We start from the raw sequence: 22,798 nt of genomic DNA, 5'->3' as shown, positions 1-22,798 counted from the left end.
GCCATTCGCCCATGAACGGCTCACCGGCCGAGGGCCTCGGAGGCCAGCGCTGTCCCCTCCACCCTGGCCCGGATCTTGGCGAAGGCCAGGTCGCGGGAGGTGGACGTGTCGTCGGCGAACGGCGAGAAGCCGCAGTCGTCGCAGGTGCCGAGCTGGTCGGCCGGGATGTGGCGGGCCGCGAGCAGGACGCGGTCGCGTACCTCCTCCGGCGTCTCCACGCGGGGACTGATCGGATCGGTGACCCCGATGAACACCCGGATGCCCGGACGGAGCTGTTCGGCGATGATCCGGAGCACCCGCTCGGGGTCGGGCTCGCTGGCGAGCTGGACGTAGAAGTTGCCGGCCTTCAGGGCGAAGAGCCCGGGCAGCAGACCGGCGTAGTCGACGTCCAGGCTGTGGGTGGAGTCGTGGTCGCCGCCCGGGCAGGTGTGCACGCCGAGGCGGGTCCTCTCGTCCTCGCCGAACCGTCCGAGGACCTCGTTGTTCAGGGCGATGAAGTCGTCGAGCACGCCTCCGGACGGGTCCAGTTTGAGGGACAGCCGCCCCTCGGTGAAGTCGAGCTGTACGCGGTGGGCGCCCGCTTCCAGGCAGCTTCGGATGTCGGCCTCCGCCTCGTCGGCGAGGTCGCGGAGGAAGGCGTCGCGGGGGTATCCGTCGATGGGCTCGCCCGGGTAGAGCAGGCTGAGGGCGGACGGTGCGATGACCGCCTGCTTGAGCGGTCGGTCGGTGTGGCGCAGGGCGCCGCGTACGTACGTCTCCGCGCGGACCTGGTAGCGGAAGGGCCCCGAGGTCAGGCGGGGCAACTGCCGGGTGTGGCCGTCGGCGAAGGGGATGACGGCGCCGTCGGGGTGGAGGGCGGTGAGCCCCGCGACGGGGTAGGTGACGAAGCTGGGCTTGGACTGCTCGCCGTCCACCAGTACGGGGCAGCCGAGCTGTTCCAGCGTGGCCAGGGTCTCGGCGGTGGCCTGTTCCTGGAGCTTGGCCAGTTCGGCCGTGTCCAGTCGCCCTACGGCGTGCTCGGCGAGGGCCTCCTGCAAGGCGCGGGGCCGGGGGATGCTGCCGATCGGCTCGGTGGGGATGCTCATGATCGAGACCATAGGGCGGGGGTGGCGCCGGCAGCCGGGGCGGAAAGGCGCCGGCGGACGTCGCGCGCGGCCCGTGATGATCGGGATCGTCGCAGGTCACGGAGGTGCCGAGCACCCGAAGGGGTACAGGTGCGACAGGTGTGACATGTCGGGCCCCGAGGACCGCCGGGGAAAGTTCACCGGATCGCGTGCGGTGCGGGCTCGGGTTGACGCCGCGCGACCGGGGCCGGGGCGGGTACGCATCCCGCATGAGATACCTGGTACGCGACAAGATCTTCGCCATCGGTGACGACTACTGGATCGAGGACGAGAACGGCCGGCACGCCTTCCTCGTCGACGGCAAGGCGCTGCGGCTGCGCGACACCCTGGAGCTGAAGGACCCGGCGGGGCGGGTGCTGGTGACGCTGCGCGCGAAGATGCTCAGCCTGCGCGGCGCGATGACCGTCGAGCGGGACGGGCGCACGCTCGCCACCGTCCGCCGCAAGCGCCTGTCGCTGCTGCGCAACCACTACCACGTGGCCATGGAGGCAGGCCCGGACCTGGAAGTCGCGGGCCGCATCCTCGACCGCGAGTTCACCGTCGAACAGGACGGCCGCCCGGTCGCCCACATCTCACGCAAGTGGCTGAGCGTGCGCGACACGTACGCCGTCGACGTCGTACGGGAGGACGCCGACGCGGCACTGCTGATCGCGGTGGCGGTATGCGTGATCCGGATGGCGGAGAAGGAGTGACGTCCGGCCGCGGGGCCGGCAGCCGCGCGGCCGACCGCACCAGCCCCGCCTGCTGGGCCTCAGCGGCGGGGGCGGCCACGCCCGGCCGTCGGCCGGCTGCGGACCATGGGGGCCGGAACGGGCCGGAAACACCACCCGTTGCGCCCACCGGCGGGGACGCGCCTCGGTCAGGGCCTCAGCGGCGAGGCGGGGCCACGCCCAGGACGCGGTCCTTGAGGGCGGGGAAGCGGTCGCGGGTCGCGGCCACGAGGGCCGGGTCGAGGTCGACCGTGAGGACCTCCTCCGCCTCGCCCGCCTCCGCGAGGACCTCGCCCCAGGGGTCGACGACGAGGCTGTGGCCCGCCTGGGGAACGCCCGCGTGGGTGCCGGCGGTGCTGCACGCGAGGACGTACGCCTGGTTCTCGACCGCGCGGGCGCGGGCCAGCAGCGTCCAGTGCTCGCGGCGGCGCGCGGGCCAGCCGGCCGGGACGGCGAAGGCGAGGGCCCCGGCGTCGACCAGGCCGCGGAAGAGTTCCGGGAAGCGGAGGTCGTAGCAGGTGGCGACGCCCAGGGGGAGCCCGGGCAGCGGCACGGTGACCAGCTCGTCGCCCGCCGACATCATCACGGCCTCGCCCTGGTCGAAGCCGAAGCGGTGGATCTTGCGGTACGTGCGGACGAGGTCGCCGGCCGGGGAGAAGACCAGCGCGGTGTTGTACAGGGCGCCGTCGGGCGCGCGCTCCACGATGGAGCCCGCGTGCAGCCAGACGGCGGCGTCGGCGGCCGCCTTCGCCATCGCCTCGTGCGTCGGGCCGTGCAGCGGCTCGGCCTCGGTCTCGAACGACTCGTACGCGAAGGCCCCGACGGGCCACAGCTCGGGGAGGACCACCAGGTCGGCGACCCCACGCTGTTCGGCCACCAGGGAACTCACGCGCCCTCGGCGGGAATTCGGCGATTCGTCCGGATCTACGGCGATCTGGATCAGCGAGGCGCGCACACTACCACCGTCCTGGCATTCGAGCCGTCAACACGGGCCTACGATCGTCACACGAAAGCACTGCCGGGGTGCCCGCGTGCAGCGTAACTTAGCTGCACAGCACCCAGCCCGCGTACGAACCGCCCGAGGGGTCCCGTGACCGTCCATCCCAGCCTCCAGCCCTACGCCGATGCCTGGACCCACTCCATCGAAGCGATATCCGAGCTGGTGCAGCCACTCGTCGAGGGAGAGTGGAATCGAGCCACGCCCTGCCCGGGCTGGTCGGTGCGCGACATCGTGTCGCACATCATCGGCATGGAGTGCGAGATGCTCGGCGACCCGCGCCCGATCCACTCGCTGCCGCGCGATCTCTACCACGTACGCAGTGACTTCGCGCGCTACATGGAGATGCAGGTCGATGTGCGCCGGCACCACACCGGGCCGGAGATGACCGCCGAGCTGGAGTACACGCTCATCCGCCGGGCCCGCCAGCTCCGCAACGAGAACCGCTCCCCCGACACCCTGATCCGCGCCCCGCTCGGCGCCGAGCAGTCCCTCGAACTGGCCTACCGCATGCGGGCCTTCGACGTCTGGTGCCACGAGCAGGACCTGCGCACCGCGCTGGGCAAGCCGGGCAACCTCGACTCCCCCGGCGCGTACGTCGCCCGCGACAACTTCCTGACCGTCCTGCCGAAGGTCGTCGCCAAGGACGCGGGCGCCCCGCCGAACACCGCGGTCGTCTTCGACGTCCACGGCCCGGTGGAGTTCCTCCGTACGGTACGGGTCGACGCCGACGGGCGCGGCACCATCGACGGCGCGCCCTCGCTGGGCCCGGCCGCGACGATCGCGATGGACTGGGAGACGTACGTACGCCTCGCCTGCGGGCGGGTGCGCCCGGCGGCCGTGGCGGACCGGGTCAAGGTGGAGGGCGACACGGAGCTGGCGGGGGCGATCCTCGCGGCGTTCCCGGTCACCCCGTAGCAGCCCAGGGCGGTCCGGGGCCGTGTTACGCCGCCGGGACGTGCACGGCCTCCACCCGGCTCGCCACCAGCCGCTCGCGCTCCAGTCGCGCGGTGCGCGCCCGCAGCCGCAGGATCTGCGCGACGCCCAGCGCCTGGAGCACGAAGACCGAGGAGAAGGCGACCCGGTAGTCGTCACCCGTCGCGTCGAGCAGCACACCGACGGCGAACAGGGTCGTGATGGAGGCCGTGAAGCCGCCCATGTTCACGATCCCGGACGCGGTGCCCTGCCGCTCCGGCGGGTTCGCCGGCCGGGCGAAGTCGAAGCCGATCATCGAGGCGGGCCCGCACGCGCCGAGGACGACGCACAGTGCGGCCAGCACCCACATCGGGGCGTGATCACCCGGGTAGGCGAGGGTGGCAGCCCAGACGACGCCGGTCGCCGCGACCGTGCCGAGCGCGAGCGGCACCCGCGCCCCGTGGTGCCGGGCGATGATCTGGCCGTAGGTCATGCCGAAGACCATGTTGGACAGCACCGTCAGCGTCAGCATGTCGCCGGCCGCGCCCCGTGACAGGCCCTGCTCCTCGACGAGGAACGGCAGGCCCCACAGCAGCAGGAACACCATCGCAGGGAACTGGGTGGTGAAGTGCACCCACATCCCGAGCCGGGTGCCCGGCTCCCGCCAGGACTCGGCGATCTGGCGGCGGACGTACGCCACGCCCGCGTGCTGCGCGGGCTCCGGCTCGTACCCCTCGGGGTGGTCCTTCAGGAAGAGCACGACCAGCACCAGGACGACCAGTCCGGCGAGCGAGCTGCCGGCGAACGTCGCCGTCCAGCCCAGCCCGTCCAGCGTCCGGGCGATCACGATCGTCGAGACCAGGTTGCCGACGACCCCGAAGAGCCCCGCGACCTGCGCGATCAGCGGCCCGCGCCGGGCGGGGAACCAGCGGGTGCCGAGCCGCAGCACGGAGATGAAGGTCATCGCGTCGCCACAGCCGAGCAGCGCGCGGGAGGCCAGCGCCATGCCGTACGAGGGCGAGAGCGCGAAGCCGAGCTGGCCGAGGGTGAACAGCACCACGCCCAGGGTGAGGACCTTCTTGGTGCCGAGCCGGTCGACCATCAGGCCGACGGGTATCTGCATGCCGGCGTAGACCAGCAGTTGGAGTATGGAGAAGGTGGACAGGGCGGAGGCGTTGACGCCGAACCGGTCGGCGGCGTCGAGGCCGGCGACGCCCAGGGACGTACGGAAGATGACGGCGACGAGGTAGACGCAGACGCCGACGCCCCAGATCAGGGCGGCGCGACGGCCGCCCGGGGGATCGGACGGGAGGGTGACGTGGCTCACCGGTCCTCACCCCGGACCAGGTCCTTCACGCGGCTGACGTGGCGGTGCACGCACCGGGCGGCGCCCTCGGCGTCCCCGGCGCGGATGGCGTCGAGGATCTCGGCGTGCTCGGTGATGTTCTTGGCGACGCGGTCGGGGTGGGCCTCCATCACGGCGACACCCATGCGCAGTTGGCGGTCGCGCATTTGGTCGTAGAGGCGCGAGAGGATCTCGTTGCCGGCGTGGCGGACGATCTCGGCGTGGAAGCTGCGGTCGGTGACGGCGACGGCCGCCAGGTCGCCCTCGTCGGCGCGCCGCCGCTGCTCGTCCAGCAGCTCCTCCAGCCGCTCGACGAGCCGGGCGGGGGCGGGGACGGCCTTGCATACGGCGAACTCCTCGACCAGCAGCCGGGTTTCGACGACGTCGGCGATCTCCTGCGCGGAGACGGCGAGGACCAGGGCGCCCTTCTTCGGGTAGAGCTTCAGCAGCCCTTCCATCTCCAGCTTGAGCAGCGCCTCGCGCACCGGCGTGCGGGACACCCCTACGGCCTCGGCGAGCTCGCCCTCGGTGAGGAGCGTTCCACCCTGGTAACGGCGGTCGAGGACGGCTTGCTTGACATGGGTGTAGACGCGGTCGGCCGCGGGCGGGGCGGAAGGCATGCACACAGCATAGATACAAAAGGGGTGCATCAGGGGCCGTTCGGCGGGGTGTAGGACCGATCTCACATACGACCAAGCCCCATGTGACCCACGTCCTATGACGCGCATCACGTGGCCCGCGTCACGCTCCCGTACATCCCTTGGCCGGGTTCGAAGGTCTCCTCATGGGCACTGGTTTTCCAGCCCGCCAGGTTGAGGCGTTTTCGACGCACTTGAGACTCGAACTCGGAGCGTTTTCCTTTGATATCGATGAACACGGCCGTGCGCCGCACCGCCACGGTCGCCCTTGCGGGTGGTCTGATGCTGACCGCCTCCCCGCTCGCCGCACCCGCCGCGCACGCGGCGACCCCGATCCCGTCCATCAGCGCCAAGGGCGGCTTCCTGCTGGACCAGGCGGACGGCAAGGCCATCTACGGCAAGGCGAACACCACCCGCCGCCAGATGGCCAGCACCACGAAGATCACGACCGCGATCGTGGTCCTCACCACGCCGGGCGTGGACCTCAACCGCAAGGTGACCATCAAGCAGGAGTACCGCGACTACGTGGTCCGCAACGGCGCGAGCACCGCCGACCTGCGCACCGGTGACAAGCTGACCGTCCGGCAGCTCCTGTCCGCGATGATGCTGCCGTCCGGCAGTGACGCCGCGTACGCCCTCGCCGACACCTTCGGCACCGGCACGACCAGCGCCGCCCGCACCAAGTCGTTCATCAGCAAGATGAACGCCAAGGCGAAGCAGCTCGGCCTGACGAACACGATGTACGACTCGTTCGACGGCATCTCGGCGGCCGGGTACAACTACACGACCCCGCCCGAGCTGGCGAAGATGGCCCGCCACGCCTTCAGCAGCGCCACCTTCCGCGAGATCGTCAAGGTGACCTCGTACAAGGCCGCGGCGACCACCAGCACCGGCGCCACGCGCACGTACACCTGGTACAACACCAACAAGCTGCTCGGCTCCTACAGCGGCGCCAACGGCATCAAGACCGGCACCGGTACGGCGGCCGGCCCGTGCCTCGTCTTCGCGGCCACCCGCGGCACCAAGACCTACGTGGGCGTCGTCCTGAACGCCCCCGACCGCTTCAACGACGCGGCCAAGCTCCTGGACTTCGGCTTCGGCTCGACGACCGCCAGGACCATGGAGCTGCGCTCCCTGCCGTCGGGCGCCCAGCGCGACTGACCGGCACGCACACAAGGACGAGGGCCCGGACGCGACAGCGCGTCCGGGCCCTCGTACCTGGTGGCTCAGCCCCAGGTGATCAGCCGCTTGGGCTGCTCCAGGATCGCGGCGATGTCCGCCAGGACCTTGGAGCCCAGCTCCCCGTCGACCAGCCGGTGGTCGAACGACAGGGCCAGGGTGGTCACCTGACGGGGCTTCACCTTGCCCTTGTGCACCCACGGCTGGAGCTTGATGGCCCCGACCGCGAGGATCGCGGACTCGCCCGGGTTGAGGATCGGCGTACCGGTGTCGACGCCGAAGACGCCGACGTTGGTGATGGTCACCGTGCCGCCCTGCATGGCCGCGGGCGTCGTCTTCCCCTCACGGGCGGTGGAGACCAGCTCGCCGAGCGCCTCCGCGAGCTGCGGCAGCGTCTTGTCGTGCGCGTCCTTGATGTTCGGCACGATCAGACCGCGCGGCGTGGCGGCCGCGATGCCCAGGTTGACGTAGTGCTTGAGCACGATCTCCTGGGCGGCCTCGTCCCAGGAGGCGTTGATCTCCGGGTTGCGCCTGATCGCGACGAGCAGGGCCTTCGCGATGATCAGGAGCGGGTTCACCCGGAGCCCGGCCATGTCCTTGTCGGACTTGAGCTCCTCGACGAGCTTCATCGTGCGGGTGACGTCGACCGTGACGAACTCGGTGACGTGCGGCGCGGTGAAGGCCGACCCGATCATCGCCTGGGCGGTGGCCTTGCGGACGCCCTTGATGGGGATGCGGGTCTCGCGTGCGCCGGCCGCCACGGGCTCCGGTGCCGGGGCCTGCGGCCGCGGGGCCTCGGCGGGCTTCGGCTGTACGGGTACGGCGGCGGGCGCGGCGACCGAGGCGGCTGCCAGCGACACCGCCGCGTGCACGTCCTCGCGGGTGATGATCCCGTCCGGCCCGGTCGGGGTCACCGTGGCCAGGTCGACCCCGAGGTCCTTGGCCAGCTTCCGCACGGGCGGCTTGGCGAGCGGCCGGGGGGCGGCGGGCGCGGCGTGGTGGCCGTTCAGTTCGCCCTGGACGGCGGCCCGGGCGGCCGGCTGCTCGGCGGGAGCCGTGGCGGCGGGGGCGGCCGTGGTGCTCTTGCGCGGGCGGCGCTTGGTGGACGAGGCGGCGACGCCGTAGCCGACCAGCACGGGCTGGCGGCCCGTCGGCTCCTCGGCGGCCTCGGCAGCCTCAGCGGCCGCACCGGCACCGGCGTCCTGGGCGGCCGGTTCGGCGGCCGCGGGCTGCGCGGTCTGCGGCTGCTCGGCGGCGTCACCGCCGACGTTCACCGAGATGATCACCTCGCCGACATCGACGGTCGTGCCCTCGGGGAAGCGCAGCTCGTGCACGACGCCGTCGTACGGGCACGGCAGCTCGACGGCCGCCTTCGCCGTCTCGACCTCGCAGACGACCTGGCCGTCGGTGACGGTGTCACCGGGCTGGACGTACCACTTGAGGATCTCGGCTTCGGTGAGCCCCTCGCCCACGTCCGGCATCTTGAAATCGCGGATCACAGCGGGTCTCCTCAGTACGCGAGCGAGCGGTCGACGGCGTCGAGCACCCGGTCCAGGCCCGGCAGGTATTCCTCTTCCAGCCGTGCCGGCGGATACGGCGCGTGGTAGCCGCCCACCCGGAGGACGGGCGCCTCCAGGTGGTAGAAGCACCGCTCCGTGATGCGCGCGGCGATCTCCGCGCCCGAGCCGTAGAACACCGGCGCCTCGTGGACGACGACCAGCCGTCCCGTCTTCTCGACCGACGCCTGGACGGAGTCGAAGTCGATCGGGGACATCGAGCGCAGGTCCAGGACCTCGATCGACTTGCCCTCCTCGGCGGCGGCCGCGGCGGCCTCCAGGCAGACCTTCACCATCGGGCCGTACGCCGCGAGGGTCAGGTCGGAGCCCTCGCGGACCGTGCGGGCCTTGTGCAGCTCGCCGGGGATGGCCTCGGTGTCGACCTCGCCCTTGTCCCAGTACCGCCGCTTCGGCTCGAAGAAGATCACCGGGTCGTCGCTCTGGATCGCCTGCTGGAGCATCCAGTACGCGTCCGACGAGTTCGACGGCGAGACGACCTTGAGACCGGCGACGTGCGCGAACAGCGCCTCGGGCGACTCGCTGTGGTGCTCGACGGCGCCGATGCCGCCGCCGTACGGAATGCGGATGACGACCGGCAGCTTGATCTTGCCGAGGGCGCGGGCGTGCATCTTGGCGAGCTGCGTGACGATCTGGTCGTACGCGGGGAAGACGAAGCCGTCGAACTGGATCTCCACGACGGGCCGGTAGCCGCGCAGCGCGAGGCCGATCGCCGTGCCGACGATGCCCGACTCGGCGAGCGGGGTGTCGATGACCCGCTCCTCGCCGAAGTCCTTCTGGAGTCCGTCGGTCACCCGGAACACGCCACCGAGCTTTCCGACGTCCTCGCCCATGATGAGGACCTTGGGGTCGGTCTCCAGGGCCTTGCGCAGCGACTCGTTGAGCGCCTTGGCGAGGGGGAGCTTCTGTACAGCCATGGTTACTTGACCTCCCCGTCCGCGAAGGACGCCTGGTAGGCGGCGAACTGCGCGCGCTCCTCGTCGACGAGGGCGTGCCCGTCGGCGTACGTGTGGTCGAACATCGCCATGTGGTCGGGGTCGGGCATGGCGCGCACGGCCTCGCGGACACGCTTGCCGAGCGTCTCCGACTCCGCCTCCAGCTCCTCGAAGTACGCGGCGTCGGCGAGGCCCTGCTTCTCCAGGTACGTACGCAGCCGCAGGATCGGGTCCTTGGCCTCCCAGGCCGCCCGCTCGTCGTCGAGCCGGTAGCGGGTGGGGTCGTCGGAGGTGGTGTGGGCGCCCATGCGGTAGGTGAACGCCTCGACGAGGGTCGGGCCCTCGCCCCGGCGGGCGCGCTCCAGGGCCCACCTGGTGACGGCGAGGCAGGCCAGCACGTCGTTGCCGTCGACGCGCACGCCCGGGAAGCCGAAGCCCTGCGCGCGCTGGTAGAGCGGGACGCGGGTCTGCTTCTCGGTGGGCTCGCTGATCGCCCACTGGTTGTTCTGGCAGAAGAAGACGACCGGGGCGTTGTAGACCGCGGAGAAGGTGAACGATTCGGCGACGTCGCCCTGGCTGGAGGCGCCGTCCCCGAAGTACGCGATGACCGCGCTGTCGGACCCGTCCTTGGCGACACCCATGGCGTAGCCGGTGGCGTGCAGGGTCTGCGAGCCGATGACGATCGTGTACAGGTGGAAATTGTTGCTGGTCGGGTCCCAGCCACCGTGGTTCACGCCACGGAACATTCCGAGCAGATTGGTCGGGTCAACGCCCCGGCACCAGGCCACTCCGTGCTCGCGGTAGGTCGGGAAGACGTAGTCGTCGTCCCGGAGGGCACGGCCGGAGCCGATCTGGGCGGCCTCCTGGCCGAGCAGCGAGGCCCACAGGCCCAGCTCGCCCTGGCGCTGGAGGGAGGTGGCCTCGGCATCGAACCGGCGGGTCAGCACCATGTCGCGGTACAGACCGCGCAGCTCTTCGGCGCTGAGGTCGATGTCGTACTCCGGGTGCTGGACGCGCTCACCCTCGGGCGTCAGCAACTGTACGAGCTGGGGCTCGGCGCCCTGGGCGCCGGATGCCTTGGTTCCGCTCGCGCTGGTGCGCTTACTGCTGCGTCGCGGCTTGCGCGCGGCAGTGCCTTCCACGGTCACGTGCGTGCTCCTCCGTCTGTCCGGCCCCCGGGGTCTGCCGGGAAGCTGGGGGTCCCCCCTGCTCAGTTAGAGCGTGGGGGAGGGACTCGCCTGTCTCCGTACGTGTGCACGGGGTGGGTGCCTCTCGGCCGGGAACAGGCGTGACAGGTGCCCCGGCGAGCCCCCTGTCATAGGCACGTTACCCAGTGCACCGCATTACTGCGAAACCCCCTTTGACCAGCGATTTTGCTTGGATTTCCAAGTAAATCGAGAAAGGGGGGACAAATGACTGGTCACAGCCTTGTGAGCCGCCGGAACAGGGGCACGGTATCCCGCGCACCCCGGGCACGGGAAGAGTGAGTATGTGAGACTGATTCCGTGCGCGAAGAGGGAAAAATCACCGTATTTCTGCTGGATGACCACGAAGTCGTCCGGCGTGGCGTCCACGAAATGCTCTCCGTCGAGGGCGACATCGAGGTCGTCGGAGAGGCCGGTACGGCGGCAGACGCCCTGGTCAGGATTCCGGCGACCCGGCCTGATGTCGCCGTTCTCGACGTCCGGCTCCCCGACGGCAGCGGTGTCGAGGTGTGCCGGGAGATCCGGGCGCAGGACGAATCCATCAAATGCCTGATGCTCACGTCCTTCGCGGACGACGAGGCACTCTTCGACGCGATCATGGCCGGTGCCTCCGGGTACGTCCTGAAGGCGATCCGGGGCAACGAGCTCCTGACGGCGGTACGGGACGTGGCGGCCGGCAAGTCGCTGCTGGACCCGGTGGCGACCGCCCGGGTGCTGGAGCGGCTACGGGACGGCAACAGCCCGAAGGGCGACGACCGGCTGGCGGCCCTCACCGAGCAGGAGCGCAAGATCCTCGACCTGATCGGGGAGGGGCTGACGAACCGCGCGATCGGCGAGCGGCTGCACCTGGCCGAGAAGACGATCAAGAACTACGTCTCCAGCCTGCTGTCGAAGCTGGGCATGGAGCGGCGCTCGCAGGCGGCGGCGTACGTGGCCCGGATGCAGGCCGAGCGGCAGCACTGACGTAGGCGTACGAGCGGCAGCACTGACGGGGGTGTACACGGGACTTACGTCCCGGGGCGGCGGGCCGAGGGACCTCTTTCAGGCGGCGGTCGGCGTCGCCGAGAGTGGAGGCATGTCCTCCACCCCCGACGCGATCTCCTCCGACGCGATCGCTCCCGGCGCGATTACCTCCGACGCGATCGAACTGCTCGGCCGGGTCCGCTACGGCCGGGTCGCGACGAGCATGCGGGCGATGCCCTTCATGGCGCCCGCCCGGCACATCCTGGTCGACGGCGGTGTCGTCCTGCGGATGCACAGCGGCCTGGGCTGCCACCAGGTGTGCGACGGTGGCGTCGTCGCGTACGGCGCCGACAACCTCAACTCGGGGGCGGACGTCCTGTGGTCCGTGCAGGTCACGGGCACCGCTCAGGTCATCGAGCCGAGCGAGCGGGAGGTGGCGCTGTTCGGGCCGGCGCCCCGGCGGACGGACGGGGCGGCATTCGACCCGGCGTACATCCGAGTCGAGCCGCAGTTCGCGACTGTTCACTCCCTGGACTGTTCCGGGGAGCGACCTCCTCACCACGCTCCGTGATCTAACATTTGGTGAGTGCCGCGCTCATCTGCAACCGCCGCCCCACCCGTGAGTGCGCTCCTGCGCCGCTACGACGACCCGGGCGAGCCCCTCTCCTGCGAGCCCGTCACCCAGGGCCTGCTCAACCGCGGTTACCGGCTCGCCACCACCCACGGCGCCTACTTCCTCAAACAGCACCTGGACGCCCCCACCGCCGACCGCGACACCATCGTCCGCCAGCACCGCGCCACCCAGCGGCTGCACGACCTCGGCGTCCCCGTCGCCCCGCCCCTCGCGGACGCCGAGGGCCGCACGGTCGCGGTGATCGGCGGCCACTGCTACGCCCTGCACCCCTGGGTCGAAGGGCGCCACCGGGGCGGGGCGCAGCTCAGCACGGCCGGGTCCCGGCGCCTCGGCGCGCTGCTGGGACTGGTCCACACGTGCCTGGAGCAGGTCATGGGCCCCCAGGACCCGCGCGCCGGCCAGGAGCACTCCAGCGCCGACCCGGACGAGACGTTCCGGGTGATCGACCGGCTGCTCGCCCTCGCGCGGGCCCGCCGGCCCCGCGACGCCTTCGACGAGCTCGCCGAGCACCGGCTGCTGGAGCGCCGGCGGCTGCTGGCGGAGCACTCCCACCGCCGTCCGCCCCCGGCGTCGGCCGGCGGCTGGGTGCACGGGGACTTCCACCCGCTGAACCTGCTCTACCGGGGCGCGGAACCCGCCGCGATCATCGACTGGGACCGGCTGGGCGTGCAGCCGCGGGCGGAGGAGGCGGTACGGGCCGCCGCGATCTTCTTCGTACAGCCGGCCGGGGGTCTGGAGCTGGCCAAGGTACGCGCGTACGCGCGCGCGTACCGGCGGGCGGCGGGGGCGGACGCGGAGGAGCTGGCGGCGGCGGTGCACCGAGTGTGGTGGGAGCGGCTGAACGACTTCTGGATACTGCGCTGGCGCTACCAGCTCCACGACGGCAGGGCCGACCCGCAGTTTCCTGCGGCGTCGGCCCTGGCGGTGTGGTGGACGCGGGAGTACGAGGCGGTGTGCGACGCCTTCGCGGGGTGAGCGGTCCCGGCCGGGCGTACGGGTCAGGCCCCGCTGCCCTGGGCCGTGCCGCCCGTGTCGGTGCTGCCCGTGGTGGTGCCGCCCTGGTCGGTGCTGCCGGTCGTGGTGCCGCCCTGGTCGGTGCCGCCGTCGGTGGTCCCGCCCTGGTCGGTGCCGCCGTCGGTGGTCCCGCCCTGGTCGGTGCCGCCGTCGGTGGTCCCGCCCTGGTCCGTGCCGCCGTCGGTCGTCCCGCCCTGGTCCGTGCCGCCGTCGGTCGTCCCGCCCTGGTCGGTGCCCTCGGTGGTGCCGGGGGTCGACGGGTTGCCGCCGGTCGGCGGGGGCGGGTTGTTGGTCTGGGGGTCCGTCGGGGGCGGGTTCCAGTTGCCGCCGTTGCCGCCGTTGCCGCTGCCTCCGCCCGTGGAGCCGCCCGGGTCCTCCGTCTGCTCGTCCGTCTTCTCGTCGGACGGCGAGGGGCTGGTGGTGTCACCGGGCTTGGAGGGCGCGGTGGTGGCCGGGGGCTTCGGGTTGTTGTCGTCCTGCGGCTTCTTGGTCTGGTCGAGCGCGTACGCCACACCCGCGACGATCGCGATCAGCGCGAGCGCCACGAACAGCCAGGTCTTGCCGCGGCCGCCCCTGCGGCCCTGCCCGTCGTCGTACGCGTAGGCGCCGTCCTCCGGGTTCGGCGGCGGCAGGAGCGGGCCCTGCGAGGTGTCGCCGTGCATCGGGTGACCCATGGCGGTGGTCGCCGCGACGCCGCCGGCCGGGGTGCGGACGCCCTCGTGCGTCTCGACCGGGCCGGTGTTCCAGGTGCCGGTGTGGCTGCCCTGCTGCTGGAGCATCTGGAGCCCGTACTGGACCAGGCCGCGCATCTCCTCGGCGCTCTGGAACCGGTCGTCCGGGTCCTTGGCGAGGGCGCGCATGGCCAGGCCGTCCAGCTCGGGCGGCGCGACGTCGGAGACCTCGGACGGCGGCACCGGGATGTCCTGGACGTGCTGATAGACCACCGACAACGGTGTCTCGCCGGTGAAGGGCGGCCGCAGCGCGAGCAGTTCGTACAGCAGGCAGCCCGTGGCGTACAGGTCCGAGCGGTGGTCGACGGCCTTGCCGAGCGCCTGCTCGGGGGAGAGGTACTGCGGGGTGCCCATGACCATGCCGGTCTGGGTCATCGTCGACTGCGCGCCGTGCAGGGCGCGCGCGATGCCGAAGTCCATGACCTTGACGGCGCCGCTGTGCGTGATGATCACGTTCGCGGGCTTGATGTCGCGGTGCACGATGCCGTGCTGGTGGGAGTAGGCGAGGGCCTCCAGCACACCGGAGACGATGATCAGCGCCTGCTCGGGCGGCGGCGCCTCGGCGTTGATCAGCAGGTCACGGATGGTGCGGCCCTCGACCAGTTCCATCACGATGTACGGCACGGACTGGCCGTTCACGACGTCCTCGCCGGAGTCGTAGACGGCCACGATGGCGTGGTGGTTCAGCCCGGCGACGGACTGTGCCTCGCGGGTGAAGCGGGCCTTGGAGACCGGGTCCTCGGCGAGGTCCGCGCGCAGCAGCTTCACGGCCACGGTCCGGCCCAGCCGTACGTCCTCGGCCGCGAACACCTCGGCCATGCCGCCGCGGCCGAGACGATGGGTCAGCCGGTAGCGGCCGTCTCCGACGAGTCCGCCGACGCCCCACTCGGCGGCTTCCGGCCCTCCGCCGCCGCCTGCCTCGGATTCGGATGCCATCAGTCCTCGCCGTCGTTTCTGTCCGCTTGCTCTGCGCGTGCGGTGTGCCGCCGTGTCTTAAGGGGTACTACGTCACGTCACGCTACAGCCTTCGCGTGCCGCGCCGGTTCGAGATGGACCGGCCATCCAACCGGTTCCCCGTACACCTGTGCAAATTCCCCGCCGGTTCCATGGCGGTCCCGTACGAGTCCGGTAACACTTGCGAGACGCTTCTTGTGCGTACGGTCACGGAACGGGCACCCGGCTTGACGTGTCAGTGCCCTCGGGCAGACTTGGCCCGTAAAACCGGATCACCGCGGAGACCGGGTCACCGCGATTCACCGCGGCCACACGGACGCGCGCGCACGGGGGAGCAAGGACATGAGCCAGGACGGCACGCAGGGCCGCTATGCGGGCGGCTCGGTGGCGGGCGGCCGGTACCAACTGCGCGACCTGCTCGGCGAAGGCGGCATGGCGTCCGTGTATCTGGCGTACGACAGTGCGCTGGACCGGCAGGTCGCCATCAAGACGCTCCACACCGAGCTGGGGCGCGAGCAGTCGTTCCGCGAGCGGTTCCGGCGCGAGGCGCAGGCGGTCGCCAAGCTCCAGCACACCAACATCGTGTCGGTGTTCGACACGGGCGAGGACGAGCTGGACGGCTCGCTGATGCCGTACATCGTCATGGAGTACGTGGAGGGCCAGCCCCTCGGGTCGGTGCTCCAGGCGGACATCCAGAGTTACGGCGCCATGCCGGCCGACAAGGCGCTCAAGGTGACGGCCGACGTGCTGGCCGCCCTGGAGACCAGCCACGAGATGGGCCTGGTCCACCGGGACATCAAGCCGGGCAACGTGATGATGACCAAGCGCGGGGTCGTCAAGGTCATGGACTTCGGCATCGCGCGCGCCATGCAGTCGGGTGTCACGTCCATGACGCAGACCGGCATGGTCGTCGGCACCCCGCAGTACCTGTCGCCGGAGCAGGCGCTGGGCCGGGGCGTGGACGCGCGTTCGGACCTTTACTCGGTCGGCATCATGCTGTTCCAGCTCTTGACGGGCCGGATCCCGTTCGACGCGGACTCGCCGCTGGCCATCGCGTACGCCCATGTGCAGGAGGAGCCGGTCGCGCCGTCCTCCATCAACCGGTCGATCACCCCGGCGATGGACGCGCTGGTGGCGCGTGCGCTGAAGAAGAACCCGAACGAGCGCTTCCCGAGCGCGGCCGCCATGCGGGACGAGTGCCTGCGGCTGCTGTCGGCGGGCCAGGGCCAGACGGGCGCGCCGGTGATCGTGCAGGGCGCGCCGCACGCGAACAGCGGCGCGGGCGTGGGCTCGGCGGTGTTCCCGCCGGTCGACCACACGACCCCGGCGCCCGGCCCGCACAGCGTCCAGACGCCTTACCAGCCCTACGGCACGCCGGCGCCCACGCCTTCCTACGGGTACCCGCAGCAGCCCCAGCAGCCGCAGGCCCCCGCGTACCAGACGCCCGCCCCGGCGTACACGATCTCCCCGCAGCCCTCCGCCCCGGCGCCGTCCTCCGGCGGCAAGAGCAACATGCCGGTCATCGTGGGCGCCATCGCGGTCGCCCTGCTCGCCATCGGCGGTGTGATCACGGCCATCGCCGTGAGCGGCGACGACGAGGACCCGGGTACCCAGGCCGGCGGCGGCACAAGCGCCTCGGCCGAGCCCGAGGCGGGCCACAAGCCGCCGGAGCGCAACCGGACGATAGAGGCGACCGAGTGCACGGACGCGGACGAGGACACTGACGACCCGGCGAAGGTCCGGGCGCCCAGCTTCACCTACAAGGACGTCATCTCGGTGAAGAGCTGCCTCCAGGCGGCGGGGTGGAAGTACACCATCAAGGAAGAGGACAACCCGCAGTACGCCGAGGACCAGGTGATCTCCCAGTTCCCGACCGAGGGGACGGCCGTGGTGCCCGGCAACCAGACGTTCGAGCTGACGATCGCGACGGGCGACCCGGGGCAGTAACTGCGACAAGGCACCGGAACCCCCGGGGGGTGCAGGGAAGTCCGGCTTCATAGCGGCCTGTTGACCGAATCAACACCCTTCCCTACCCTCAACATCGATCTTGTGTTCGACAACAGGGGGGATTTCATGCGCACCCGTAATAAGTCGATGATTGTGGCCGCGACAACAGCCGCTCTGCTGGCCGGCGCGGCCTCTGCCGCCACCGCCGCTGGAGGCGGGCCCGGAGCAACCCTGGCGGCCAGCACAACCGGGGCATATGGCAACTCGAGCATCTCATTCGCCGGCAGAACCTACGCCGACAGCATCTACCTCAGGGTTGTTGACACCGCCGCTGACGGCAATCACGCACGCATCCGGCTCGTGACCAAGCGCAGCAACGGTTCACTGGCGTACTGGTCCTGGAGAGCGAACTATGACGGGAACATGACAGAGAAGGAGTGGCACACGAGCCTCTCGGATCCGCAGGGAATCACCGCTGTCCTGATACAGGTGTGCCGCGCGGAAGGGGACACTCTCCTCAACTGCGCAAACAGCGAGTGGAAGCCCAATACCTACTGGTAGATCATCTCGCATCGATGGCCTCATGAGCGGTAGGACAGATCTTCCCGTCCCCCCTCTGGGCCGTCCGAAGTGCTGAAAACCCCCCTTCATGTGACGCTGAGTTCGATGATGCAGCGGTTCGCATGAGAGGGGTCAACCGGTGCCTCCAAGACGCGGTTCCCTGGGCGGGATCGCACTCACCGCTCTAGTGCTCTTGGGCTCAGCCACCTTTGTCGCACCCATGTCGCACGCGGAGGAGACCGGCCCGGCCGCCGAGGCGGACGTGGGCGTCGTCCGGCCGAGTGACGTATCCCCGGGCCCGCCGTCTGCCTCGCCGCCCTCCTCTTCCCCGTCGGCCTCCGGGGCCGGTGCCGCGTCCAGTGCTGGATCGGGCACCGGGACCGGTTCTGTCCTCGGGCCGACGCGGAACGCCGCCGCCTCGCCGTCGCTGGCCGGGCGGCCGGCCGGGGAGGGGCGGCAGCGGCCGGGGCGGCCGACGTCGCCGTCCCCGAGCCCGTCCGGTGCCGTGTCGCCGGGCGCGTCGTCCGGCTCGGCCGACCCCTCACGTACCAAAACGGCAACAGCGCCGGGCCTGCCGGAGGGCGAGGACCCGGAGTCGGAAGCGGTACCCGAGACGGAGTCCCCGGCCGCCGCCGACCCCCCGCACTCGCCGCCCGCCGCCGCGTACGAGCCCGCCGCGCAAACCGCCGACACCCTCGCTGACCGGCAGATTCCCGTACTCACCCTGGGCGTCGGGCTGGCCATGATGGGCCTCGGGCTCGGCTTCCTCGGGCTGCGCATGAGGCGCCGCTGACCCTCCCCGTCCTCCTTGAGGCGGACCTTCCGGGTCCCTCTCAGGACGCTTGTCGGCGTCGGCATACCCGGTATACATACTGAGTATGTCCATCCGCCACGGGCTCCTCGCCCTTCTCGAACCCGGCCCTCGCTACGGCTCCCAGCTCCGCTCGGAGTTCGAGTCGCGCACCGGCTCGACCTGGCCGCTCAACGTGGGCCAGGTCTACACGACGCTCAGCCGCCTGAAGCGTGACGGCCTGATCGAGCAGGGCGGTGAGGACGAGGCGGGGCACGCTCTCTACGCGATCACCGACGCGGGCCGTGAGGAACTCAGGGCCTGGTTCGAGAAGCCGGTCGACCGCACCAGCCCCGCCCGCGACGAGCTGGCCATCAAGCTCGCCATGGCGGTCGGCGCACCCGGTGTCGACATCCGGAACGTGATCCAGTCGCAGCGCCGCCACACCGTCAAGGCGATGCAGGACTACACCCGGCTCAAGGCACAGGCCATCACCGCCCTGGAGAGCGGGGCATCGCAGGAACGGGACGACGTGGCCTGGCTGCTCGTCCTGGAACAGCTCATCTTCCAGACGGAGGCCGAGGCGCGGTGGCTGGACCACTGCGAGGCCCGCCTGATCCGGCTCTCGGCCGCCGCCACCACCCAGACGGCCACCACCGCCCAGGCCGTACCCCCGCGCGTGCCCCTGCCGAGCCGGGCGACTCCCCGGCAGGGCACGTGACCGGCCCGAGCGGCGTCCAGCACCGCGCTCCGCGGCGCTGAGCCCCATCGCCACCCACCATCCCGTACACATCCGCTCCGTACGCCTGTCGCCGCACGCGTACGTCAAGGGGGACCCCACCCATGTCATCGTCATCGTCATCGCCATCAGGCCGACCTCAGCAGCCCGTCCTGCAACTCCAGAACCTGACCCGGGTCCACGGGTCCGGGGCCACCGAGGTGCACGCCCTGCGCGGCATCGACCTCGATGTCTTCCCCGGTGAACTGGTCGCCGTCATGGGCCCGTCCGGCTCCGGCAAGTCCACGCTGCTCACCATCGCGGGCGGCCTCGACACCCCCAGCTCCGGCCGGGTGATCGTGGAGAACACCGACATCACCGCCGCCGACCGCAAGACGCTCGCCGCCCTGCGCCGCCGCAGCATCGGGTACGTCTTCCAGGACTACAACCTCATCCCGGCGCTCACCGCCGCCGAGAACATCGCCCTGCCCCGCGAACTCGACGGCGTGTCCGCCCGCAAGGCGCGTGCCGAGGCCGTCGCCGCGCTGGAGGAGATGGACCTCCGGCACCTCGCCGACCGATTCCCCGACGAGATGTCCGGCGGCCAGCAGCAGCGCGTGGCGATAGCCCGGGCCCTGGTCGGCGACCGGCGGCTGGTCCTCGCCGACGAGCCGACCGGCGCCCTCGACTCCGAGACCGGCGAGTCCGTGCTCGCGCTGCTGCGCGCCCGCTGCGACAAGGGCGCGGCGGGCGTCCTGGTCACGCACGAGCCCCGGTTCGCCGCCTGGGCCGACCGTGTGGTGTTCCTCCGTGACGGCGCCGTGGTCGACCAGACCATGCGCAGCGACGCGGACTCCCTGCTCACGGGCCAGGCGGCCGAGCGGTGAACAACTGGTTCCACTCATGGCGTGCCGCGGTGCGCATCGCCCGCCGCGACGCCTGGCGCTACAAGGGCCGCAGTTTCCTCGTCCTCGCGATGATCGCCCTGCCGATCCTGGGCGTGAGCGCGGCCGATCTGACGGTGCGCAGCTCGGAGTTGTCCACCGAGGAGCGGCTGGCCCGGTCGATCGGTGCCGCCGACGCGCGGGTCGTCGACCCCCGCTACGGCGGGGTGCCGATCCTCCAGCACCCGCTGGAGGAGAACTCGATGCCGGCGGGTGACTTCGACGACAAGCCGTGGCCGGAGGGCGGGACAGATGTCACGAAGGCCTTGCCCGCGAACTCCACGGTCCTGACGGACTCCACCGGGGCAGGAAAGATCCGTACCGCCCACGGGCTCCTCCAGACCGAGATCCGCGAGCTCAAGGCGGCCGACCCGCTGGCCAGGGGCATCCTGTCCCTCCAGGAGGGCCGGTTCCCCGAGAAGGCCGACGAGGTCGCCGCGACCACGCACTTCCTGGAGTCCAGCGGGCTCGGGATCGGTTCCACCGTGACCGCGCGCGGCCTTGACCGCGAGTACCGAATCGTCGGCTCGTACGAGCTGCCCAACGAGCTCAAGGCCGACCAGCTCAACGCGCTCCCCGGAGCCCTCCTCGACCCGCTGGGCAAGGCGGCGGACGCGGCCGGGCTGCCCGGCACGGGCAAGAGCACCTCGCATCTGCTCGCCCTGCCCGGTTCGGCGGGTGCCGGTGGTTTCACGTGGAACATGGTCAAAGAGGCCAACGCCAAGGGCGTCATGGTGCTGTCACGTGCGGTCGCCCTCGACCCGCCGGCCGACGCCGACGTACCGCTGTTCCAGCAGGAGGGCTGGGGCAACTACAGCGACAGCACCGCCGCCAAGGCCGCCGCGCTCGCCGCCGCCGGAACCGTCGTCGGGCTGGCGATGCTGGAGATCTGTCTGCTGGCCGGTCCCGCCTTCGCCGTAGGTGCCCGCCGCTCGCGGCGCCAGTTGGGGCTGGTCGGCGCCAACGGCGGTGACCGCCGGCACATCCGGGCGATCGTCCTGGCCGGTGGCCTGGTGATCGGCGTCGCCGCGGCCGTGGTCGGCACGGTGCTCGGACTGGCCCTCACCCTCGTCCTCCAGCCGGTGCTGGAGGACTACATGGGCCAGCGCTTCGGCGCCTTCGATATCCGGCCCCTGGAACTGCTCGGCATCGGTCTGCTGGCCGTGCTGACCGGCCTGCTGGCCGCGGTCGTACCGGCCGTCACCGCGTCCCGTCAGACCGTGCTCGCCTCGCTCACCGGCCGCCGAGGGGTGCGTCGCAGCAGCCGAGTGCTGCCGGTCCTGGGCCTGATCGCCGTCCTGCTGGGCGCCGCGATCGCGCTGTACGGGTCGGTGTTCTCGGACCAGTTCGTGATCGTCGCGGGCGGCAGCGCCATCGCCGAGCTGGGTGTCGTCGCGATGACCCCCGCCCTGGTGGGCCTCTTCGGCCGCACCGGCCGCTGGCTGCCGCTCTCGCCGCGCCTGGCGCTGCGGGACGCGGTGCGCAACCGGGGGCGTACGGCTCCCGCCGTCGCCGCCGTGCTGGCCGCGGTGGCGGGGACGGTCGCCGTGGCCACGTACCAGGCGAGCGACGACGCCCAGCAGCGGGCGGCGTACGAGGCGCGACTGCCGCACGGGGCGGTCTCCGTCACCGTGCAGGAGGGTGGTGGCCGGGACGTCCCGGCGGTGCGTGACGCGGTGCAGAAGAACCTGCCCGTCGACGTGCGGGCCGATGTCGACCGGATCGTGGTGGGCAAGCCCACGTGCGAGATATACGGGGACGCGGAGGGCTGCGGCTATCACGAGGCCGTCACTCCCCCGGCCAACCTCTGCCCCCTGTGGGCGCATACGGCCGACGGTTCGGATCCGGCGGAGAAGTACACGAAGGCCGAGCGCCGCAAGCTCGCCCAGGACTGGCGCTGCAAGGACACGCCGAGCATGGGGTACACCGAGAGCGGCCTGGTCGTCGCCGACGCCAAGTTGCTGAAGGTACTGGAGATCGAGGACCCGGCGGCCGAGAAGGCACTGGCCGAGGGCAAGGTCGTGACGTTCTCCCGTACGTTGGTCGACGCCAAGGGCAAGCTGGCGATCAAGCTGGTCCGCGACTCCAGCAAGGCCGACAAGGCCCTGGCGGAGGGCAAGGAGCCGCCGGGCGAGATCAAGTCGTTCGACGCCTACCAGGTCGCCCGGGGCACGAACGCCTACGGCCTGGCGGGCATCGTGCCGCCGGCCGCGGCCAAGGCGGCGGGCATCATGACGGTGCCGTTCGGCGCGTACTTCTCGACCGACCGGACGCCGACCACGGAGCAGCGCCAGAAGCTCGACGCAGAGCTGGCCGCGACGGGCGCCGGCGCCGAGCTCCATGTGGAGGAGGGCTTCGTCAGCGAGAACAGCATCGTCCTGCTGTCGCTGACCGTCTTCGCGGGGCTGATCACCATCGGCGCGGCCGGTATCGCCACCGGTCTGGCCCAGGCGGACGCCGAGGCCGACCTGAAGACGCTGGCCGCCGTCGGTGCGCCGCCGCGCGTACGGCGGACGCTGAGCGGTTTCCAGTGCGGGGTGGTCGCCGTGATGGGTGTACTGCTCGGTTCGGCGGCAGGCGTCCTGCCCGCGATCGGGCTGCGGCTGACCGAGCAGCGCCAGCAGCGGAACTGGTATGAGCAGGCCCTGGACATGGGCGGGTTGATGAAGGCGCCGCAGGTGCCGATCGTCATCCCGTGGGGAACGCTCGCCGCCCTGCTGGTCGCCGTCCCGCTGGGGGCCGCGCTCCTCGCCGCCCTGGTGACGCGCTCGCGCGGGGCGGTGGCCCGCCGCGCCGCGACGTAAGAGGCCGGCGTAGGAGAACGGCCTCAGAGGCGCTGCCGGGACGGTTGTGCCCCCGTACGAGGGTGGATCACCCACGTACGGGGGCAGACCCCGTGGTGACGCATCTGTGCGAGAGA

20 protein-coding genes are annotated in these 22,798 nt (G+C 71.4%); 12 read left to right on the top strand and 8 right to left on the bottom strand.

The window, feature by feature from the left end:
- Positions 1-20 precede the first annotated feature (20 nt).
- Complete coding sequence (locus AB0J57_RS12810) at positions 21-1,085, bottom strand: cobalamin-independent methionine synthase II family protein (RefSeq protein ID WP_366128079.1); 1,065 nt, start codon at positions 1,083-1,085, stop codon at positions 21-23.
- A gap of 248 nt (positions 1,086-1,333) precedes the next feature.
- Between AB0J57_RS12810 and AB0J57_RS12805 the strand changes: the two genes are divergently transcribed.
- Positions 1,334-1,816 (top strand): LURP-one-related family protein, encoded by a 483-nt coding sequence (locus tag AB0J57_RS12805; RefSeq protein WP_366128078.1) that lies wholly within the window; start codon positions 1,334-1,336, stop codon positions 1,814-1,816.
- A 175-nt stretch (positions 1,817-1,991) separates the two neighbouring features.
- On the opposite strand, the gene AB0J57_RS12800 is transcribed toward AB0J57_RS12805, so the two are convergent.
- Positions 1,992-2,789 carry a carbon-nitrogen family hydrolase gene (locus AB0J57_RS12800; protein ID WP_366128077.1) on the bottom strand — a complete coding sequence of 266 codons (798 nt, stop codon included), beginning with the start codon at positions 2,787-2,789 and terminating at the stop codon, positions 1,992-1,994.
- 135 nt (positions 2,790-2,924) lie between these two features.
- On the opposite strand from AB0J57_RS12800, the gene AB0J57_RS12795 reads away from it, so the two are divergent.
- Positions 2,925-3,749, top strand: coding sequence for a maleylpyruvate isomerase family mycothiol-dependent enzyme (locus tag AB0J57_RS12795; RefSeq protein ID WP_366128076.1), 825 nt, complete (start codon positions 2,925-2,927; stop codon positions 3,747-3,749).
- Positions 3,750-3,774: 25 nt separating this feature from the next.
- On the opposite strand, the gene AB0J57_RS12790 is transcribed toward AB0J57_RS12795, so the two are convergent.
- Together AB0J57_RS12790 and AB0J57_RS12785 are read right to left on the bottom strand one after the other, a co-directional pair.
- Entirely contained in the window at positions 3,775-5,073 is a 1,299-nt protein-coding gene (locus AB0J57_RS12790; RefSeq protein WP_366128075.1) for an MFS transporter, read from the bottom strand.
- Positions 5,070-5,711 (bottom strand): GntR family transcriptional regulator, encoded by a 642-nt coding sequence (locus AB0J57_RS12785; protein ID WP_366128074.1) that lies wholly within the window; start codon positions 5,709-5,711, stop codon positions 5,070-5,072. The genes AB0J57_RS12790 and AB0J57_RS12785 overlap by 4 nt, the downstream gene beginning before the upstream one ends.
- Before the next feature lie 249 nt (positions 5,712-5,960).
- Between AB0J57_RS12785 and AB0J57_RS12780 the strand changes: the two genes are divergently transcribed.
- Positions 5,961-6,890 (top strand): serine hydrolase, encoded by a 930-nt coding sequence (locus AB0J57_RS12780; protein WP_366128073.1) that lies wholly within the window; start codon positions 5,961-5,963, stop codon positions 6,888-6,890.
- A gap of 65 nt (positions 6,891-6,955) precedes the next feature.
- Here AB0J57_RS12780 and AB0J57_RS12775 read toward each other — a convergent pair whose 3' ends face one another.
- Genes AB0J57_RS12775 through pdhA form a run of 3 tightly spaced genes read right to left on the bottom strand, consistent with a single transcriptional unit; the run spans position 6,956 to position 10,565 of the window.
- On the bottom strand, positions 6,956-8,389 hold the full coding sequence (locus AB0J57_RS12775) for a dihydrolipoamide acetyltransferase family protein (RefSeq protein WP_366128513.1): 1,434 nt from the start codon (positions 8,387-8,389) through the stop codon (positions 6,956-6,958).
- Between the two features lie 29 nt (positions 8,390-8,418).
- On the bottom strand, positions 8,419-9,399 hold the full coding sequence (locus AB0J57_RS12770; protein ID WP_366128072.1) for an alpha-ketoacid dehydrogenase subunit beta: 981 nt from the start codon (positions 9,397-9,399) through the stop codon (positions 8,419-8,421).
- 2 nt (positions 9,400-9,401) lie between these two features.
- Positions 9,402-10,565, bottom strand: a complete 1,164-nt coding sequence (gene pdhA / locus AB0J57_RS12765; protein ID WP_366128071.1) for a pyruvate dehydrogenase (acetyl-transferring) E1 component subunit alpha — start codon at positions 10,563-10,565, stop codon at positions 9,402-9,404.
- Positions 10,566-10,922: 357 nt separating this feature from the next.
- Here pdhA and AB0J57_RS12760 point away from each other — a divergent pair, with 357 nt between their 5' ends.
- The 3 genes from AB0J57_RS12760 to AB0J57_RS12750 all read left to right on the top strand — a co-directional run bounded on the left by AB0J57_RS12760 (position 10,923) and on the right by AB0J57_RS12750 (position 13,194).
- Entirely contained in the window at positions 10,923-11,585 is a 663-nt protein-coding gene (locus AB0J57_RS12760) for a response regulator transcription factor (protein ID WP_366128070.1), read from the top strand.
- A 112-nt stretch (positions 11,586-11,697) separates the two neighbouring features.
- Complete coding sequence (locus AB0J57_RS12755; RefSeq protein WP_366128069.1) at positions 11,698-12,156, top strand: pyridoxamine 5'-phosphate oxidase family protein; 459 nt, start codon at positions 11,698-11,700, stop codon at positions 12,154-12,156.
- Between the two features lie 15 nt (positions 12,157-12,171).
- Entirely contained in the window at positions 12,172-13,194 is a 1,023-nt protein-coding gene (locus AB0J57_RS12750; protein WP_366128067.1) for a phosphotransferase, read from the top strand.
- Positions 13,195-13,217: 23 nt separating this feature from the next.
- Here the strand turns inward: AB0J57_RS12750 and AB0J57_RS12745 are convergent, their stop codons facing one another.
- Complete coding sequence (locus AB0J57_RS12745) at positions 13,218-14,900, bottom strand: protein kinase (protein WP_366128066.1); 1,683 nt, start codon at positions 14,898-14,900, stop codon at positions 13,218-13,220.
- Between the two features lie 360 nt (positions 14,901-15,260).
- On the opposite strand from AB0J57_RS12745, the gene AB0J57_RS12740 reads away from it, so the two are divergent.
- The 6 genes from AB0J57_RS12740 to AB0J57_RS12715 all read left to right on the top strand — a co-directional run bounded on the left by AB0J57_RS12740 (position 15,261) and on the right by AB0J57_RS12715 (position 22,682).
- A complete protein-coding gene (locus AB0J57_RS12740) occupies positions 15,261-16,865 on the top strand; it encodes a protein kinase (RefSeq protein WP_366128065.1) in 1,605 nt (534 codons plus the stop codon).
- A gap of 60 nt (positions 16,866-16,925) precedes the next feature.
- Positions 16,926-17,426, top strand: a complete 501-nt coding sequence (locus AB0J57_RS12735; protein ID WP_366128064.1) for a hypothetical protein — start codon at positions 16,926-16,928, stop codon at positions 17,424-17,426.
- A gap of 220 nt (positions 17,427-17,646) precedes the next feature.
- The gene (locus AB0J57_RS12730) at positions 17,647-18,219 is read left to right on the top strand and encodes a hypothetical protein (RefSeq protein ID WP_366128063.1); all 573 of its coding nucleotides are present in this window, start codon (positions 17,647-17,649) and stop codon (positions 18,217-18,219) included.
- Between the two features lie 85 nt (positions 18,220-18,304).
- Positions 18,305-18,937, top strand: a complete 633-nt coding sequence (locus AB0J57_RS12725) for a PadR family transcriptional regulator (RefSeq protein WP_366128062.1) — start codon at positions 18,305-18,307, stop codon at positions 18,935-18,937.
- A gap of 122 nt (positions 18,938-19,059) precedes the next feature.
- On the top strand, positions 19,060-19,821 hold the full coding sequence (locus AB0J57_RS12720; protein ID WP_366128061.1) for an ABC transporter ATP-binding protein: 762 nt from the start codon (positions 19,060-19,062) through the stop codon (positions 19,819-19,821).
- A complete protein-coding gene (locus AB0J57_RS12715; protein ID WP_366128060.1) occupies positions 19,818-22,682 on the top strand; it encodes an ABC transporter permease in 2,865 nt (954 codons plus the stop codon). Before AB0J57_RS12720 ends, AB0J57_RS12715 begins: the two co-directional genes overlap by 4 nt.
- Positions 22,683-22,798 lie beyond the last annotated feature (116 nt).

The organism is Streptomyces sp. NPDC049837 (assembly GCF_040674455.1).
In the GTDB taxonomy this organism is placed as follows: domain Bacteria; phylum Actinomycetota; class Actinomycetes; order Streptomycetales; family Streptomycetaceae; genus Streptomyces.
Note: the sequence above shows the minus strand (reverse complement) of the source record. Positions and strands in the feature narration are given on the sequence as shown.

What these genes read in the sequence shown, in the direction of transcription:
- AB0J57_RS12740 (WP_366128065.1), top strand. Translation starts at nt 15,261, where the DNA reads ATGAGCCAGGACGGCACGCAGGGCCGCTATGCGGGCGGCTCGGTGGCG.
- AB0J57_RS12770 (WP_366128072.1), bottom strand. Translation starts at nt 9,399, where the DNA reads ATGGCTGTACAGAAGCTCCCCCTCGCCAAGGCGCTCAACGAGTCGCTG.
- AB0J57_RS12775 (WP_366128513.1), bottom strand. Translation starts at nt 8,389, where the DNA reads ATGCCGGACGTGGGCGAGGGGCTCACCGAAGCCGAGATCCTCAAGTGG.
- AB0J57_RS12745 (WP_366128066.1), bottom strand. Translation starts at nt 14,900, where the DNA reads ATGGCATCCGAATCCGAGGCAGGCGGCGGCGGAGGGCCGGAAGCCGCC.
- AB0J57_RS12730 (WP_366128063.1), top strand. Translation starts at nt 17,647, where the DNA reads ATGTCGCACGCGGAGGAGACCGGCCCGGCCGCCGAGGCGGACGTGGGC.
- AB0J57_RS12805 (WP_366128078.1), top strand. Translation starts at nt 1,334, where the DNA reads ATGAGATACCTGGTACGCGACAAGATCTTCGCCATCGGTGACGACTAC.
- AB0J57_RS12810 (WP_366128079.1), bottom strand. Translation starts at nt 1,085, where the DNA reads ATGAGCATCCCCACCGAGCCGATCGGCAGCATCCCCCGGCCCCGCGCC.
- AB0J57_RS12755 (WP_366128069.1), top strand. Translation starts at nt 11,698, where the DNA reads ATGTCCTCCACCCCCGACGCGATCTCCTCCGACGCGATCGCTCCCGGC.
- AB0J57_RS12780 (WP_366128073.1), top strand. Translation starts at nt 5,961, where the DNA reads ATGAACACGGCCGTGCGCCGCACCGCCACGGTCGCCCTTGCGGGTGGT.
- AB0J57_RS12725 (WP_366128062.1), top strand. Translation starts at nt 18,305, where the DNA reads ATGTCCATCCGCCACGGGCTCCTCGCCCTTCTCGAACCCGGCCCTCGC.
- AB0J57_RS12785 (WP_366128074.1), bottom strand. Translation starts at nt 5,711, where the DNA reads ATGCCTTCCGCCCCGCCCGCGGCCGACCGCGTCTACACCCATGTCAAG.
- AB0J57_RS12720 (WP_366128061.1), top strand. Translation starts at nt 19,060, where the DNA reads ATGTCATCGTCATCGTCATCGCCATCAGGCCGACCTCAGCAGCCCGTC.